Annotated in this window: 15 protein-coding genes and 1 pseudogene; 3 read left to right on the top strand and 13 right to left on the bottom strand. The window is 68.3% G+C overall.

Annotated elements, in window-relative coordinates; genetic code table 11:
• Positions 1-6: 6 nt before the first annotated feature.
• The gene (locus ABIE19_RS16385; protein WP_354090304.1) at positions 7-1,044 is read left to right on the top strand and encodes a quinone-dependent dihydroorotate dehydrogenase; all 1,038 of its coding nucleotides are present in this window, start codon (positions 7-9) and stop codon (positions 1,042-1,044) included.
• Positions 1,045-1,111: 67 nt separating this feature from the next.
• Positions 1,112-2,872, top strand: a pseudogene (locus tag ABIE19_RS16380) (hybrid sensor histidine kinase/response regulator); the annotation flags it as partial.
• A gap of 11 nt (positions 2,873-2,883) precedes the next feature.
• On the opposite strand, the gene ABIE19_RS16375 reads toward ABIE19_RS16380, so the two are convergent.
• Positions 2,884-3,414, bottom strand: coding sequence for a very short patch repair endonuclease (locus ABIE19_RS16375; protein ID WP_354090303.1), 531 nt, complete (start codon positions 3,412-3,414; stop codon positions 2,884-2,886).
• A 23-nt stretch (positions 3,415-3,437) separates the two neighbouring features.
• On the bottom strand, positions 3,438-3,926 hold the full coding sequence (locus tag ABIE19_RS16370; RefSeq protein ID WP_354090302.1) for a peroxiredoxin: 489 nt from the start codon (positions 3,924-3,926) through the stop codon (positions 3,438-3,440).
• A 148-nt stretch (positions 3,927-4,074) separates the two neighbouring features.
• Between ABIE19_RS16370 and ABIE19_RS16365 the strand changes: the two genes are divergently transcribed.
• Positions 4,075-4,644 carry a YqgE/AlgH family protein gene (locus ABIE19_RS16365; protein ID WP_354090301.1) on the top strand — a complete coding sequence of 190 codons (570 nt, stop codon included), beginning with the start codon at positions 4,075-4,077 and terminating at the stop codon, positions 4,642-4,644.
• A gap of 19 nt (positions 4,645-4,663) precedes the next feature.
• Here ABIE19_RS16365 and ABIE19_RS16360 read toward each other — a convergent pair whose 3' ends face one another.
• From ABIE19_RS16360 to coxB, 11 genes are all read right to left on the bottom strand, one after another.
• Positions 4,664-6,331, bottom strand: coding sequence for a putative bifunctional diguanylate cyclase/phosphodiesterase (locus ABIE19_RS16360; RefSeq protein ID WP_354090300.1), 1,668 nt, complete (start codon positions 6,329-6,331; stop codon positions 4,664-4,666).
• Between the two features lie 3 nt (positions 6,332-6,334).
• On the bottom strand, positions 6,335-6,952 hold the full coding sequence (locus tag ABIE19_RS16355) for a GNAT family N-acetyltransferase (protein WP_354090299.1): 618 nt from the start codon (positions 6,950-6,952) through the stop codon (positions 6,335-6,337).
• A 9-nt stretch (positions 6,953-6,961) separates the two neighbouring features.
• Complete coding sequence (locus ABIE19_RS16350; protein WP_354090298.1) at positions 6,962-8,209, bottom strand: M16 family metallopeptidase; 1,248 nt, start codon at positions 8,207-8,209, stop codon at positions 6,962-6,964.
• Between the two features lie 50 nt (positions 8,210-8,259).
• Positions 8,260-8,982 carry an SURF1 family protein gene (locus ABIE19_RS16345; protein WP_354090297.1) on the bottom strand — a complete coding sequence of 241 codons (723 nt, stop codon included), beginning with the start codon at positions 8,980-8,982 and terminating at the stop codon, positions 8,260-8,262.
• On the bottom strand, positions 8,979-9,326 hold the full coding sequence (locus tag ABIE19_RS16340) for a DUF983 domain-containing protein (protein WP_354090296.1): 348 nt from the start codon (positions 9,324-9,326) through the stop codon (positions 8,979-8,981). Before ABIE19_RS16340 ends, ABIE19_RS16345 begins: the two co-directional genes overlap by 4 nt.
• A 59-nt stretch (positions 9,327-9,385) precedes the next feature.
• The gene (locus ABIE19_RS16335; protein ID WP_354090295.1) at positions 9,386-10,264 is read right to left on the bottom strand and encodes a cytochrome c oxidase subunit 3; all 879 of its coding nucleotides are present in this window, start codon (positions 10,262-10,264) and stop codon (positions 9,386-9,388) included.
• A gap of 55 nt (positions 10,265-10,319) precedes the next feature.
• Positions 10,320-10,886 carry a cytochrome c oxidase assembly protein gene (locus tag ABIE19_RS16330; protein WP_354090294.1) on the bottom strand — a complete coding sequence of 189 codons (567 nt, stop codon included), beginning with the start codon at positions 10,884-10,886 and terminating at the stop codon, positions 10,320-10,322.
• Entirely contained in the window at positions 10,883-11,143 is a 261-nt protein-coding gene (locus tag ABIE19_RS16325; protein ID WP_354090293.1) for a cytochrome c oxidase system small membrane protein, read from the bottom strand. Before ABIE19_RS16325 ends, ABIE19_RS16330 begins: the two co-directional genes overlap by 4 nt.
• 4 nt (positions 11,144-11,147) lie before the next feature.
• Positions 11,148-12,116, bottom strand: coding sequence for a heme o synthase (locus tag ABIE19_RS16320; protein ID WP_354090292.1), 969 nt, complete (start codon positions 12,114-12,116; stop codon positions 11,148-11,150).
• 63 nt (positions 12,117-12,179) lie between these two features.
• The gene (gene ctaD, locus ABIE19_RS16315) at positions 12,180-13,832 is read right to left on the bottom strand and encodes a cytochrome c oxidase subunit I (RefSeq protein WP_354090291.1); all 1,653 of its coding nucleotides are present in this window, start codon (positions 13,830-13,832) and stop codon (positions 12,180-12,182) included.
• A gap of 23 nt (positions 13,833-13,855) precedes the next feature.
• Positions 13,856-14,857 (bottom strand): cytochrome c oxidase subunit II, encoded by a 1,002-nt coding sequence (gene coxB, locus ABIE19_RS16310; RefSeq protein ID WP_354090290.1) that lies wholly within the window; start codon positions 14,855-14,857, stop codon positions 13,856-13,858.
• Positions 14,858-14,923: the final 66 nt, after the last annotated feature.

Raw genomic sequence — 14,923 nt, 5'->3', positions numbered from 1 at the left:
TCCGACATGAGCCTGACCGACCTGGGCGCCGTCCTCCTGCGCCAGATGGACCCCGAGACCGCGCACCGTCTGGCCATCCGCGCCCTGCAGGTCACGCCCCTGCCTACACCCGGCGCCGACGATCCGATCCTGAAGACCCGCGTCGCGGGGCTGGAGATGTCCAATCCCGTCGGCCTGGCCGCCGGCCTGGACAAGAACGGCGAGGCGCTGGAGGGTCTGTCGCGCCTGGGTTTCGGCGCCGTGGAATGCGGCTCGGTCACGCCGCGCGCCCAGCCGGGCAATCCCAAGCCGCGCCTGTTCCGCCTGTCGGAAGACCGGGCGATCATCAACCGCATGGGCTTCAACAACGAGGGACTGAAGCCCTTCGGCGCCCGCCTGGCCCGGCGTCCGACCCGCACCCCCGTCGGCGCCAACCTGGGCGCCAACAAGGAGACCGAGGACAAGGCCGCCGACTATGTGATCGGGCTGAGAAAACTGGCGGGTCTGGCCGACTACTTCACCGTCAACATCTCCTCGCCCAATACGCCGGGCCTGCGCGCCCTGCAGGGACGCGAAGCCCTCGACGATCTTCTGGGCCGCATCCATGAAGCCCGCCCGGCCGACGGCGCCCCCGTCTTCCTGAAGATCGCACCCGACCTGATCGGCGAGGAGATCGGCATGATCGTCGAGGCCTCCATCGCCCATGGGATCGACGCCCTGATCGTCTCCAACACCACGTTGGAGCGGCCCGCCTCGTTGAAGTCCGACTTTGCGGGCGAGACCGGCGGCCTGTCCGGCGCCCCGCTGAAACCCTTCGCCCAGAAGGCTCTGGAAGCCGCCGCCGAGGCCGCCGACGGGCGACTGCCGCTGATCGCGGTCGGCGGGATCGAGAGCGGCGAGGACGCCTTCGCCCGTATCCGCGCCGGGGCGTCCGCCGTGCAGATCTATTCCGCCCTGATCTATCAGGGACCGGGCATGATCGGCCGCATCAAGCGCGAACTGGCCGCCCGTCTGCGCGCCGAGGGCTTCTCAGCCCTGTCCGAAGCGGTCGGCTCCGGCCGTTGACGGAGCATTAGGGGCCTGCGCCCCATTATGGTCCCAATGGGCTTCAAACGCCTGTCCGGGAACACGCATGACGCAGTCCGTCGACGACGCCCCCTCGGTATGGGCGCCTGCCATACGTCAGCGCCGCAAGGCGATGGCGCAGCGCATCGTCATGGGCTTCGCCTCCGCTCTGGTCTTCGCTCCGATGCTGGGCTGGCGATTCTGCGGCATCTGGCTGGCGCTCTACACCCTGATCCAGTTCCTGGAAGCGCGCGCCTTCTCGCCGGTGCTGCGCGGCGAGGTCGATGCGCCCAAGGGTTGGCAGGCGATCGTCAGCGATCTGACCCTGATCCTGAATGCCGGCTTCTTCGGCCTTCTAGCCATTCCCCTGTGGTTGACAGACGGGCCGATGGGCGGCGTCGCGGCTTCGGTCCTGCTGTCGGCGGGCATGATCAACTCGGTCATCATGTCGGCCGGATCGATGCGGATCTTCCTCTGCACCGTCCTGCCGCAGTTGGCGATCTTCAGTCTTTTCCCGGTCTTCATGCTGCAGATGGGCGCGACCCCGCCGGCCGTGACCGCCGTGGCCGTCGGGACCCTGTCCTTCACCGCCTTCTGCCTGAACACCCGTCGCCACCTGTTCCGCGCCAATCGCGCCGAAATCCGCGCCAGGGTCGAAGCCGACCGCAAGCGTGAGGAAGCGGAGGCGGCCATGGCCGGCCGCAGCGCCTTCCTGGCCGCCGTCGGCCACGATCTGCGCACGCCGATCAGCGCCATCCTGACCGGCGCGATCGAGATGGAACGCGGCGCCCAATCCGCCAGTGCGCGTCAGCAGGTCGCCCTGATCGCCGACGCCGGCGAGATGATGAAGGCTCTGCTGGACGACCTGCTGGACCATGCCCGTCTCGACGCGGGTCGGATGACGGTCGAGAGCCGCGACTTCGACATACGCCAGTTGCTGTCCCAGACGACCCGCCTATGGCAGGGGGCCGCCCAGGCCAAGGGCCTGCGCCTGCGCCTGGAAGGCGCGCGCTACATGCCCCGCATGGTGCGCGGCGACGCCATGCGCATTCGCCAGGTTCTGAACAACCTGCTGTCCAACGCCATGAAGTTCACGGCCGAGGGCCACATCACCCTGCGGCTCAACGCCTGGATGGACGAGCACAGGTCCCATGTCCTGCTGATCGACATCGAGGACACCGGCCCCGGCATGACGCCGGCCCAGATGCGCCGCCTGTTCAATCCCTTCGACCAGACCGCCGAGGGCGTGGCCTCCCGGTTCGGCGGGTCCGGCCTGGGGCTGGCCATCAGCCGCGACCTGATCGAGTTGATGGGGGGCCGGATGACGGTGCGCAGCGCGCCCGGCAAGGGTTCGATCTTCACCCTGTCCCTCGTCATGCCTCGCGCCGAAACGGCGGAGGAAACCGCGCCGGTCCTTACCAGCGACGCCTTGCCCGTCTTCCGCGCCCTGCCCGAGACGGCGTCGGAGCCGGCAAGCCCCGCCGTCGCAGAAGCCGAGGCCGAAACCGTGGACGAGACGGCGGAAGAGGGCGACGAGCGTCCCCTGCGCGTTCTGGTCGTGGACGACCACGCCATCAATCGGCGCGCCGTCCAGCTGATCCTGCAGTCGATCGATTGCGAAATCGCCATGGCCGAGGACGGCCTGGCGGCGCTGGAAGCCTGCGCCCATGGCCGGTTCGACGTCATCTTCATGGATGTGCGCATGCCGGAACTGGACGGGCGCGAGACGACGCGTCGCCTGCGCGCGGGCGGCGGTCCGAATGCGGACACCCCCGTCATCGCCGTCACCGCCGATACGGCGCCCGAAGACATCGCCGCCTGCACCGAGGCGGGCATGGACTATTTCGTGCCCAAGCCCCTGACCCCGGCCTCCTTGCTGGGCGCGCTGTCGCATGTGCTGTCGCAGGCGTCCGACGCCGGCGAAGCGGGCGAAGAAGGCGAAGAAGGCGACAGCGCCGCCGCCTGATCCAGCACGTCCTGCGTGAACTTCGCTTCGAAGTCCGCCGCGCGCATCTCGCACTCCCAGACGGTCAGGACGCGCCAGCCGCCCTGGGCCAGCTCGGCCCCGACGCGCGCGTCGCGGGCGCGATTACGGTCGATCTTGGCGCGCCAGTAGTCGGCGTTGGCCTTAGGCGCGCGCGAACCGCGCGGACAGTCGTGGCCATGCCAGAAACAGCCGTGGACGAAGACGGCGACCCCGCGCCCCTTCATCACCACGTCGGGCCGTCCGGGCAGGCCGCAGCCGCCCAGACGGTAGCCGATCCCGGCGGCGCGCAGCATCCGCCGGATCTTCATTTCGGGCGCCGTGTCGCGCCCCTTCACCCGGCGCATGACCGCGCTGCGTTTCTCCGGAGTGAAGACGTCGGTCATGGATCAGGCCATGACAGAGGGGATCAGAGCTGGGCCAGCAGGTGCTCGGCCGAGGAGACCTTGAACTCGCCGCCCTGCTCGATGTTCAACTGGTCGACCACGCCGTCCTTGACCAGCATGGAGTAGCGCTGCGAGCGCTCGCCCATGCCGAAGCCCTTGGCGTCCAGCGACAGGCCGACGCTGCGGGTGAAGTCGCCGTTGCCGTCGGCCAGCATGACGACGTCGTCCACGCCGTTCAGATCATTGGCCTTGGCCCAGGCGCCCATGACGAAGGCGTCGTTGACCGACAGGCAGGCGACCGTGTCGACGCCCTTGGCGGCCAGATCGGCGCGGTTGTCGACATAGCCCGGCAGATGGCGGGCAGAACAGGTCGGGGTGAAGGCGCCCGGCACGGCGAACAGGGCGACGGTCTTGCCGCCGAACAGCTCGGCCGTCGTGACCGGCTTGGGGCCGTCGGCCGTCATGGTGGTCAGGGTCGCGTCGGGGATGCGGTCGCCGATCTGGATGGTCATGGAGGGTCTCCGAGCTGAAAGGCCCGGGACATCCGGGCGGCGTTCAAGGCTTCAGATAGAGAGCGTGGCGACGATCGCCAAGGCGGCTTTGTCTTCTCCTGGTATGCCGCGTCTTGCACATGGCCCTTCCGCCCCCGATGATAGGGGCATGACCGCCTTCTCCTCCCTGACCGGGCGTCTTCTGGTGGCGATGCCGGGCATCGACGACGACCGCTTCCGACACGCCGTCATCCTGATCTGCGCCCACGACGACGAGCACGCCATGGGGCTGCGGCTCGACCAGCCCGCGCCGGGCGTCACCCTGTCGGAGGTGCTGGCGACGCTCGACACCCCGCCTTCCGAAGCGACCCAGGGGCGCTCGGTCCTGATCGGCGGCCCGGTGGAGCGTGAGCGCGGTTTCGTCCTGCATACCGACGACTGGGCCAGCCAGGACGCCACCCTGACCTTCGGCGACGGCCTGGCCATGACCGGAACCCGCGACGCCCTGACGGCTATGGCCGACGCCGAGGACGGACCGCGCCGCTCCATCCTGCTGCTGGGCTACGCCGGCTGGGACGAAGGACAGCTGGAGGACGAACTGGGCGAGAACGTCTGGCTGACCGCCGACGCCGATCCCGACCTGATCTTCGACAGCGACTATCAGACCAAGTGGAGCCGCGCCCTGGCCGGCCTGGGCGTCGACGCCGCCCGCCTGTCGGCCCACAGCGGACGGGCCTGAACCCTGGAGTCGACTGGCTCTAGGCGGACCGCGCCTTGATCGGGGCCGAGCCGTCGGCGAGGGATTCGTTCAGATAGACCTCGGCCTCCTGCGCCGGCAGAGCCGGGGCGTAGCCGAAGCCCTGGCCATAGTGGCAACTGGCCTCCAGCAGCAGGCCCGCCAGTTCGGCGTTCTCCACGCCCTCGGCCACGACTTCCAGCGACAGATCGCGCCCCAGGTTGACGACCGACTTGACGATCTTGGCCGAGCCCTCGTCCTTGTTCATCGTCAGAACGAAGTAGCGGTCGATCTTCAGGGTGTCGAAGGGCAGCTTGGCCAGATAGGACAGGGACGAGAAGCCGGTGCCGAAGTCGTCCAGCGCCAGGCTGGCCCCAGCCTCGCGCAACTGGGTCAGGACCTCGGCGGCGTGCGCGGTGTCGCGCATGATGTCACCTTCGGTCACTTCCAGCTTGAGCGCTCCGCGCGGCAGGCCCGTTTCGCGGATGATGCGGGCCACATCCTCGACCAGATGGGGCCGCTCGATCTCGCCGACCGACAGATTGACGCTGCAGAACAGACGCCCGGCGGTCGGATGGCGCTTCAGCCATTCCGCCAGTTGCCGCGCCGCCTGGTTCATCATCAGCAGGCCGAGATCGTTCATCAGGCCCATTTCGTCGGCCAGGGTCAGGAACTCGTCCGGCGGCACCAGGCCGCGCTGCGGATGGCGCCAGCGCACCAGGGCCTCGAAACCGGCGACGGCGCCGGTCTTCAGGTTGACGATGGGCTGGTAGAAGGGCTCGATCTCGCCGCGTACGAAGGCGTTGCGCAGATCGGATTCCAGGGCCAGGCGCGACAGGCTGTCGGTCTCGAGACCCCGGCCATAGGCGGCCGCTCCGCCCCGTCCCGTCAGCTTGGCCTGTTCGACGGCCAACTCGACCCGGCGCAGAAGCTCGGCGGCGTCGGGCGCCTCCGGCCCGCCCTCGGCCGCGACGGCGCCGATGGAGACCGTCGGATAGATGTCGAAGCCCGCGACGCGAATCGGCTGTTCCAGCGCTTCGCGCATGCGTTCGCTGGCCCCGGTCGCGCCGCGCGGAACCAGGATGGCGAACTCGTCCTCGCCGATGCGGGCGGGCGCGCAGTCCTCGGCGAAGGCGCCCGCCAGGCGCGATCCCAGGGCCGACAGCACCAGGTCGGCGCGCTCATGGCCCAGGGCCTCGTTCAGGCGACGCAGGCGATCCACGTCGGCGGCCACCAGCTCATAGTCGCCCGGCTGGGCCAGGACCTCGGACACCCGAACCAGGAAGGTGCGCCGGTCCAGCAGACCGGTCAGGGCGTCCCGGTCGACGCCGGCGAACTTGGTCTCCAGCGCCACCACGCCCGCAGCGCGCAGGCCGTCCTCCAGCCAGACGCCCCGCCACAGGCAGGTCTCGCAGCCCCGCATGCGCAGACGCACGGCGATCTCAGTTCCCTCGGCCTGGGGCTTCAGCAGGCGGTCGGCCAGGGCCCGGTCCTGGGGCATGGCCAGGGCGGCGAAGGCCGCGCCGGAACATTCCGGGGCCAGGGGTCCCAGGCCCAGGGAGCGCGTCGCGCCGGTAAAGCGAATCTGATCCTCGGCCGGCGTCCATATCCAGAGGGCGGCGTCGGCGGCGGCCAGCGCCTCGATCGCCGTCGTCGGGTCCCAAGCCAGCGCTCTGGATCGTGTGCTCACGGCTTATCCCGAAATAGGAGAACTGAACGCAGCCGGGTCCGGGACGAAGTCGTCCTCAATGACGCCGAACAGCAGATGATCTGCCCATACGCCGTTAATTTTCAAATAAGCCTTCGCCAATCCTTCGTGGCGGAACCCCGACTTTTCCAACACGCGGCGCGAGGCGTGGTTGGCGGGGACGCAGGCGGCCTCGACCCGATGCAGTTTCAGGCGGCCGAAGGCGAAGGCCAGCATGGCCCGCGTCGCCGCCGTGCCCGCCCCCTGCCCCGCCCAGGGACGGCCGATCCAATAGCCCAGGGTCCCGGTCTCGGCCACGCCGCGCCGGATGTTGGACAGGGTGATCGCCCCCATCAGATGATTCTCTTCCGGGTCGAAGACGAACAGGGGCCATGCCGTGCCCAGTTCCATCTCCCGAGCGTAGACGCTCAAGCGGCGACGAAAGGCCCCCCGCGTCAGGTCGTCCTCGGCCCAGGCGGGCTCCCACGGCTGCAGATAGTCGCGTGATCCGTCGCGAAGCTCGGCCCAGGCGACGTGGTCCGACGGGCGCGGAGGACGCAGCAGGACCCCCCGTCCGCGCAGGACAGGTCCGCTCGCCTCTGCCATCCAGTCGAACAGCGCCATGGCGACAGATTAGCGCAGACGCTTGAGAGCGCCAGCAGGCGCGTCATCGCCCTTCAATCGGGCGGCGAAGGCCGCGCCCGCGCGCCCGGCCGCCTTCGGCCCCAGGACGGCCGTGGACGTCAACCCTCGCGCCGCCATGCCGCGCCCGACGGCGCGCAGGTCGTCGGCGTCCTGGTCCAGGATGCGGGCGGCGCTGTCCTCGGACGACACGGGCGCGCCGAAGATCAGGGTCTGGGCCGCATTGCGTCCCGCGCGGCTGGCCGGGCTTTCGTCCGACATCCACAGGCCCGCGTTCAGCACGGCCTTGGCGCGCGACAGCTCGGCTTCCGTCGGTCCCTTTTCGGCCAGGTCCAGCAGTTCGGCGGCGCAGACCTCGGCCAGTTCCACCGCCCGCTCGGCGGCGGCGCCGGCGTAGATTCCCAACAGGCCGCCGTCCTCATACGGCTCCTGATAGGCGTCGACGGCGTAGGCCAGGCCGCGGTCCTCGCGCGCGCTCTGGAACAGGCGCGAGGCCATGCCCCCGCCCAGGATTTCCGTGAACAGGCGCAGGGCGGGAAGGCCGGGATCGGTCGCGGCCAGGCCCGGCAGTTGGAACACCAGATTGGCCTGCTCGATCCGCCGCGCCAGCCTGGCCTCGCCGCCGACGAAGACGGCCGGGGCGATCGTCGGCGCCGGACTCGCCGCCTCCTGCCCGAACCAGCGCTCGGCCAGGGCCAGAAGCTCGGCCTCATCGACCGCGCCGGACACGGCGACCACCATGCGGTCGGGGGAATAGAGGCGCGCCCGCCAGTCGGTCACGGCCGCTCGGTCGGCGGGCGCCAGGCTTTCGACCGAACCCAGGATCGGCCGCCCCAGGGATTGACCGGCGAAAGCCTGGGTCTGGGCCATTTCGAAGACGTGGTCGTCGGGGGTGTCGAAGGCCTCGGCGATCTCCTGGGCCACAACGTCCTTCTCGCGGATGATCTCGACAGGATCGAGCGTAGGCCGGAAGACCAGGTCGGACACCACCTGCATCGCCAGGGGCAGGGAGCCGTGCAGGGCGCGGATGTCGAAACTGGTGCGCTCATAGCCGGTGGCGGCGTTGATCGAGCCGCCCTCGGCCTCGATGCGCTCGACGATGTCGCGTGCGCCCATGTCGCCCGCCCCCTTGAACACCAGGTGCTCCAGCAGGTGGGACCAGCCGGAGCGGGCCTCGTCCTCCATGCGCGCGCCGCCGCGCACGGCGACGGTCAGGGCGAAGGTGCGCAGGCCGGGCATGGGGTCGCAGACGATGCGGACTCCGTTCGAAAGGGTGTGAAGGCGGGCGGTCAGGAGACAGGATCCTTGCGGCTCATGCGACGACGCAGCAGCACGAGGTAGAAGACGATCAGGGCGGCGGCGAGCCCGAACCATGTCAGGGCGTAGCCGAGGTGGTTGTTGGAAAAGGCCGCGGGCGGCGCAACAGGCCTCAGCGCCGCCCAATCCGGATTGGTCGAGGTGACGGCATAGAAGGTGAAGGGCGACACCGGTCCGGCGGCCTTCAGGGCCGCGGCCATGGCGGCGGCGTCGCGACCGTAGAAACGACCCTCGGCCGGGGGCGGGGTCATGGCGCCGGGCTTGGGCGCGCGGCGCAGGACGCCCGCGACCACGACCGGCATGGCGTCGTCGGCGACGACCGGCGGACGGGCCGAAATCTCGGCCGGGACGAAGCCGCGATCCACCAGCAGAACCCCGCCGCCCTCCACCGGGCAGGCCGAGATCAGGCGCACGCCCGCATCGCCATCCTCGATCGACTGAAGCTCCACATAGGGCGCGCGGGCCAGGCCCCGGCAGGTCAGGAGCACGCGACGGAACTCCGGGTCCTGCATCTTCAGCGCCGCCTCGACCGGAACCGGCGGCCGGACCGAGGCGGCCTCGGCGGCGGCGATCAGGCCTTCCTTCCACTTCAGCCTCTGGACCTGCCAGGCGCCGAGGCTCAGCAGCAGGCCGAGCAGAAGGACGGCCAGCAGGGTCAGGACGACGGGGAAACGCGGGCGGGAGACGGCGGTCATTTCGGGTCTCGTGTTCTCAGCATCTGCAAGGCCGTCATCAACCCCTTGCCCGGCCGCATCAAGCCCAGGGCCAGGGCGGCCACCAGCGGCAGCCAGACGATCAGGTGCAGCCACAGCGGCGGACGCCAGGCGATCTCGACCGCCAGGGCTGAAAAGCCGACGATGAAGCCGGCGATCTGCATGATGAAGGTGGCGGCGCCGTCGCCGGTCTCGACCGAGGCCAGGTCGTAGCCGCAGGCCTCGCAGGTCGGACGGACCTTCAGGAAGCCCTGAAACAGGGGGCCGTCGCCGCAGTTCGGACAACGGCCGGACAGACCCGCCCGGATCGCCTGTCCGCCAAGCAAAGCGGCGCGGGACTGTCCGTCCCGCGCCGTTTCAAGTGCAGAGCCTGGCTCCGTCGTCCTCACCCGAAGGTGACGTAGACGAAGGCGAACAGGAAGAGCCAGACCACGTCGACGAAGTGCCAATACCAGGCGGCGGCCTCGAAGCCGAAGTGCTTCTGCGGGGTCATCTGACCCAGTTGCAGACGCAGCAGGCAGACGGCCAGGAAAATGGTGCCGACCAGGACGTGGAAGCCGTGGAAGCCGGTGGCCATGAAGAAGATCGAGCCGTAGAGCTTCGAGTTGGCCGCGTTCTCGTTGAAGAACAGGTGCTCGTGAATGATGTGGTGGTACTCATAGGCCTGAACGCCCGTGAACAGCACGCCCAGCAGGACCGTGATCAGCAGGCCGGTCTTGGCCGCCTTGCGGTCGCCGACCTGCAGCGCATGGTGCGCCCAGGTGACGGTCGTGCCCGACAGCAGCAGGATGACCGTGTTCAGCAGCGGCAGGCTCCAGGGGTCCAGCAGCTCGACGCCCTTGGGCGGCCAGGTCGACCAGGCCTTGCCCGTGTCCATCCAGTTGCCGACCTCGGGGATGATGGCGCGCGACTCGTTGAAGATCGCCATGTCGAAGAACATCCAGAAGAAGGCGACGAAGAACATCACCTCCGACGCGATGAACAGCACCATGCCGTAGCGCAGGCCGATCGAGACGACCGGGGTGTGGTCGCCCTTCTTGGATTCCTTGATCACGTCCGACCACCAGCCGAACATGGCGTACAGAACGCCCGCCAGGCCGGCGAAGAAGACGATCTTGTGCCCCTCCGGCAGGCCGAACAGGCCCTTCATCCAGATGACGGCGCCGATGAACATGACCACGGCGGCCATGGACGAGATCAGCGGCCAGGGGCTCGGGTCCACCAGGTGGTAGTCGTGATGCGGTTTCGCGTGCGCGTCGGCCATTCCAGGGTCTCTGAATTAAGGCGAGAGATCGTTCTTACAGGGGCTATAGCGTCGCCTATCCGGCTTTGCCAACACCGGATTGCGACGAAACGGCCTGCTGGAAGCCCTTCGTCGGATAGAAGGTATAGCTGAGGGTGATTTCACGCACCCCCTTGGCCTCGGCGTCGGTCGCCAGTTCGGGCGCCACGAAGTACTGGACCGGGAAGGACTTGGTCTCGCCGGGAGCGATCTCCTGCCCCTCGAAACAGAAGCACTGCAGCTTCTGGAAGTAGGGACCGGCCCGCTCCGGCACGACGTTGTAGGCGGCCGTGGCGTGGATCGGCTGGTCCGAGGTGTTGGTCACGTCGAAATAGGCCATGCCCGTCTCGCCGATGCGGACCCGCTGGGTCAGTTGCTCGGCCTTGAAGGTCATCGGCAGGTCGCGGACGTTGGTGTCGAATCGAATCAGGACGCTCTGATCCAGAATCTGGGTCGGGGCCGCCTCGGCCTTCTTCACCGTGCCGTCGAAGCCCGTCACCTGGCAGAAGAGGCGATACAGGGGCACGGCGGCGAAGGCCGCGCCGGTCATGCCCATGACCACGGCGGCGCAGATGAAGGCGACGAGGTTCTTGCGATCCTTCACCGCGTCCCCTCCCCGGCCGGAGCCGCAGGCGCGTCCGGCTGGACCGGAGCCGGCAGGGCCGGGTCGGCGCGCTCGATCACGCCGACGGCGGCGGCCTCAGCGGCGCGGCGCTCGGTCGTATTCGCATGCATCCGCGACACGGTGATCAGATAGACCACGGCGATGAAGGCCAGCAGGCCCAGGGCGATGGCCACGTTGCGGCGCTTGCGCGCGCGCACTTGCTCATCGGTCAGCTTGACGAAATCAGGACGGGTCACGCGGTCAGACTCCCAGGCCCGGCAGTTGCTCGACCAGCAGCGCCGAGAACAGGGCCATCAGATACAGGATGGAGAAGGCGAACAGGTTTCGCGCCGGTTTGGCCTCGACCCGGACGTCGTACAATGCGGCCTCTCGCCCCACGGCCTCGGCCTTGTCGGGCTGGTCGCCCGCGCGCGAGCGCCACAGGCGGAAGGCCAGGGCCAGGAAGCACAGGCCCCCGGCGACCGAGACCGCCAGATAGATGACCCCGCCCATGCCGGTGAAGGCGGGAAGGACGGCCACGGGCACGAAGATCAGGCTGTAGATCAGGATCTGCAGGCGGGTCGACTTGGCGCCCCGCGCCACCGGCATCATCGGAATGCCCGCCTTGGCGTAGTCGCCGGCCGAATAGAGGGCCAGCGCCCAGGAGTGCGGCGGGGTCCACAGGAAGATGATGGCGAACAGCAGCCAGGCCTGCCAGGGCGCGTCGCCGGTCGCCGCCGCCCAGCCGATGACCGGCGGGAAGGCCCCAGCCGCGCCGCCGATGACGATGTTCTGGGGCGTCCGTCGCTTGAGCAGCAGGGTGTAGAAGCCGGCGTAGTAGACGATGGTCAGGGCCAGCAGACCGCCGGCCAGCCAGTTAGTCGTCATGCCCAGCAGCATGACCGAGAAGATCGACAGAACGACGCCGAAGGCCATGGCGTCGTTCTTGCGGACGCGGCCCGCCGCGACCGGACGCCCCCGTGTGCGGCGCATCAGGGCGTCGGTCTCGCCCTCCAGGGCCATGTTCAGCGAACCGGCCGCGCCGGCGCCCACGGCGATGCACAAGACGGCGACGATCGCGTTCAGCCAGCTCAGATGCCCGGGCGCGGCGACAAGGCCCGTCACGGCGGTGAAGACCACCAGGGACATGACGCGCGGCTTCAACAGCTGGAAGAAGTCTTCCGGCTGGGCCGTGGTGACGAGGGGAGCTTGGCGATCGGTCATGGTCATAAAGATTAAAGGCCGCCCTTTCGGCGAGGAAAGGGCGGCCTCTTTCAAATCATCCGGATCGGATCAGTGGTTGTCCGCCTTGACCACCGGCAGTTCATTGAACTGGTGGTGCGGCGGGGGCGACGACAGGGTCCATTCCAGGGTCGTGGCGCCTTCGCCCCACGGATTGGCTTCGCCCTTGCGACGACGGACGGCGGCTTCCAGCAGCATGACCAGGAAGACCAGGACGCCGACGATGGTGATGGCGTAGCCGATCGACGAGACGTGGTTCCAGTAGGTGTAGGCTTCCGGATAGTCGATGTAGCGACGCGGCATGCCCTGCAGGCCAAGGAAGTGCTGCGGGAAGAAGATCACGTTCACGCCGACGAACATGATCCAGAAGTGCAGCTGGCCCAGGAACTCGTTGTACTTCACGCCGAACATCTTCTCGAACCAGTAGTAGAAGCCCGCGAAGATCGAGAAGACGGCGCCCAGCGACAGCACGTAGTGGAAGTGGGCCACGACGTAGTAGGTGTCGTGCAGGCTGTAGTCGATGCCGGCGTTCGACAGGACCACGCCGGTCACGCCGCCGACGGTGAACAGGAAGATGAAGCCCATCGCCCACAGCATGGGCGTCTTGAAGGTGATGGAGCCGCCCCACATGGTGGCGATCCACGAGAAGATCTTAACCCCGGTCGGCACGGCGATGATCATGGTCGCAGCCACGAAGTAGGCGCGCAGGTTGATGCTCATACCCACGGTGTACATGTGGTGCGCCCACACGATGAAGCCGATGAAGCCGATGGCGACCATGGCGTAGGCCATGGCGAGGTAGCCGAAGATCGGCTTCTTCGAGAAGGTCGAGACGATGTGCGAGATGATGCCGAAGCCCGGCAGGATCATGATGTAGACTTCGGGGTGGCCGAAGAACCAGAACAGGTGCTGGTACATCACCGGGTCGCCGCCGCCGGCCGGATCGAAGAAGCTGGTGCCGAAGTTGCGGTCCGTCAGCAGCATGGTGATGGCGCCCGCCAGAACCGGCAGCGACAGCAGCAGCAGGAAGGCCGTGATCAGCACGCCCCAGGCGAACAGCGGCATGCGGTGCAGGGTCATGCCCGGCGCGCGCATGTTGAAGATGGTGGTGATGAAGTTGATCGCGCCCAGGATCGACGAGGCGCCCGCGACGTGCAGCGAGAAGATCGCCAGGTCGAAGGACGGCCCCGTGTGGCCCATGGTGGAGAGCGGCGGATAGGCCGTCCAGCCGCCGCCGAAGCCCTTGCCCGGGCCGCCGTCGACGAACATGGAGACGCACAGCAGGATGAAGGCCGCGACCAGCAGCCAGAACGAGATGTTGTTCATCCGCGGGAAGGCCATGTCCGGCGCGCCGATCATGATCGGCGTGAAGTAGTTGGCGAAGCCGCCCATGGTCGCCGGCATGACGACGAAGAAGACCATGATCAGGGCGTGGGCCGTGACCGTGACGTTATAGCCGTGCTTGGAGGCCTCGACGATCCCCAACTGCTGGATGATGGTGCCTTCCTTGAACAGCTGGATGCCCGGCTCGGCCAGTTCCCAGCGGATCAGACCCGACAGGGCGCCGCCCACCAGACCGGTGAAGATGGCGAACAGCAGGTACAGAAGACCGATGTCCTTGTGGTTCGTCGACAGGAACCAGCGGGTGAAGAAACCCGGCTTGTGATCGTGATGATCGTCGTGCGTAGCGGCGGCGGTGGCCATGATCGTGGGCTCTCGCGTCTCTATTACTGGGCGGCCGGCGCGGCGGGCGCGGCGGCTGCGGGGGCCGCGGGAGCGGCGGCGGCGGTCGGGGCGTCGGCGGCCGGAGCGGTCGCGGCGGCGGCGTCAGCGGCCGGAACCGGAGCTGCGGGCGCCGGAGCGGCTGCGGCGGCCGCAGCAGCGGCGGCTTCGTCGGCCTTCTTCGTCATGGAGCCGCCCTTGGAGGCGACCCAGGCGGCGAACTCGGCCTCGGTCACGACATTGATCTGGATCGGCATGAAGGCGTGGTCGACGCCGCACAGTTCCGAGCACTGACCATAGTAGACGCCGGTCTTCTCGGCGCGGAACCAGGTGTGGTTGATGCGGCCCGGAACGGCGTCGACCTTCAGGCCGAAGGCCGGCAGGGCGACGGCGTGGATCACGTCCGACGCGGTGATCAGCAGTTCGACGGTCTTGCCGACCGGCACCACCATCGGCTCGTCGGCGGCCAGGCGATACAGGTGCGCCGGCGCCTTGTCCTCGGGCAGCATGTTCGAGATGTACTCGGACACGCCCTGGTCCGGATATTCATAGGCCCAGTTCCACTGGTTGCCCGTGACCTTCACCGTCAGATCGACTTCCGGCGTGTCGTGATAGGCGAACAGGAGGCGGAACGAGAACAGGGAGATGCCGACCAGGATCAGCACCGGCACCACGGTCCAGATGATCTCGATGACCGTGTTGTGGCTCCACTTGGCCGGGGTCGGGTTCGAACGCTTGTTGTAGCGGACCACGATCCACAGCAGCAGGCCCAGCACCAGCAGGCTGATGATGATGCACATGGGCAGCAGGATCCAGTTGTGGAACCAAATCGCCTCATGCTTCAGCGGCGAGGCCGCAGGCTGCAGGTCGATGCCCCCCGGCGTCGGTTGCCCCAGCAGATCCTGCGCCCACGCCGGCGCGGCGGCGAAGGCGGCGAGAGCGGCGGCGGCGATGCCCCCTCCGATCCGCGCCCCGATCCACGCATTGGCTCGCGTGCCCATCCCCATTCGAGTCCTCATAAAACCGTTCTGCAGCCGATGTTTGCGAGCAATTCGCAACACCGCCGGGTCCAT

This window comes from Brevundimonas faecalis (assembly GCF_040549405.1).
Lineage (GTDB): Bacteria > Pseudomonadota > Alphaproteobacteria > Caulobacterales > Caulobacteraceae > Brevundimonas > Brevundimonas faecalis.
The sequence above is the reverse complement of the archived record's forward strand: the minus strand, read 5'-3'. Positions and strand labels throughout refer to the sequence as shown.

Coding starts and splice junctions, on each gene's coding strand:
- ctaD (WP_354090291.1), bottom strand. CDS start 13,832: ATGGCCACCGCCGCCGCTACGCACGACGATCATCACGATCACAAGCCG.
- ABIE19_RS16320 (WP_354090292.1), bottom strand. CDS start 12,116: ATGACCATGACCGATCGCCAAGCTCCCCTCGTCACCACGGCCCAGCCG.
- ABIE19_RS16385 (WP_354090304.1), top strand. CDS start 7: ATGAGCCTGACCGACCTGGGCGCCGTCCTCCTGCGCCAGATGGACCCC.
- coxB (WP_354090290.1), bottom strand. CDS start 14,857: ATGGGGATGGGCACGCGAGCCAATGCGTGGATCGGGGCGCGGATCGGA.
- ABIE19_RS16335 (WP_354090295.1), bottom strand. CDS start 10,264: ATGGCCGACGCGCACGCGAAACCGCATCACGACTACCACCTGGTGGAC.
- ABIE19_RS16355 (WP_354090299.1), bottom strand. CDS start 6,952: ATGGCGCTGTTCGACTGGATGGCAGAGGCGAGCGGACCTGTCCTGCGC.
- ABIE19_RS16345 (WP_354090297.1), bottom strand. CDS start 8,982: ATGACCGCCGTCTCCCGCCCGCGTTTCCCCGTCGTCCTGACCCTGCTG.
- ABIE19_RS16375 (WP_354090303.1), bottom strand. CDS start 3,414: ATGACCGACGTCTTCACTCCGGAGAAACGCAGCGCGGTCATGCGCCGG.
- ABIE19_RS16370 (WP_354090302.1), bottom strand. CDS start 3,926: ATGACCATCCAGATCGGCGACCGCATCCCCGACGCGACCCTGACCACC.
- ABIE19_RS16350 (WP_354090298.1), bottom strand. CDS start 8,209: ATGCCCGGCCTGCGCACCTTCGCCCTGACCGTCGCCGTGCGCGGCGGC.
- ABIE19_RS16365 (WP_354090301.1), top strand. CDS start 4,075: ATGACCGCCTTCTCCTCCCTGACCGGGCGTCTTCTGGTGGCGATGCCG.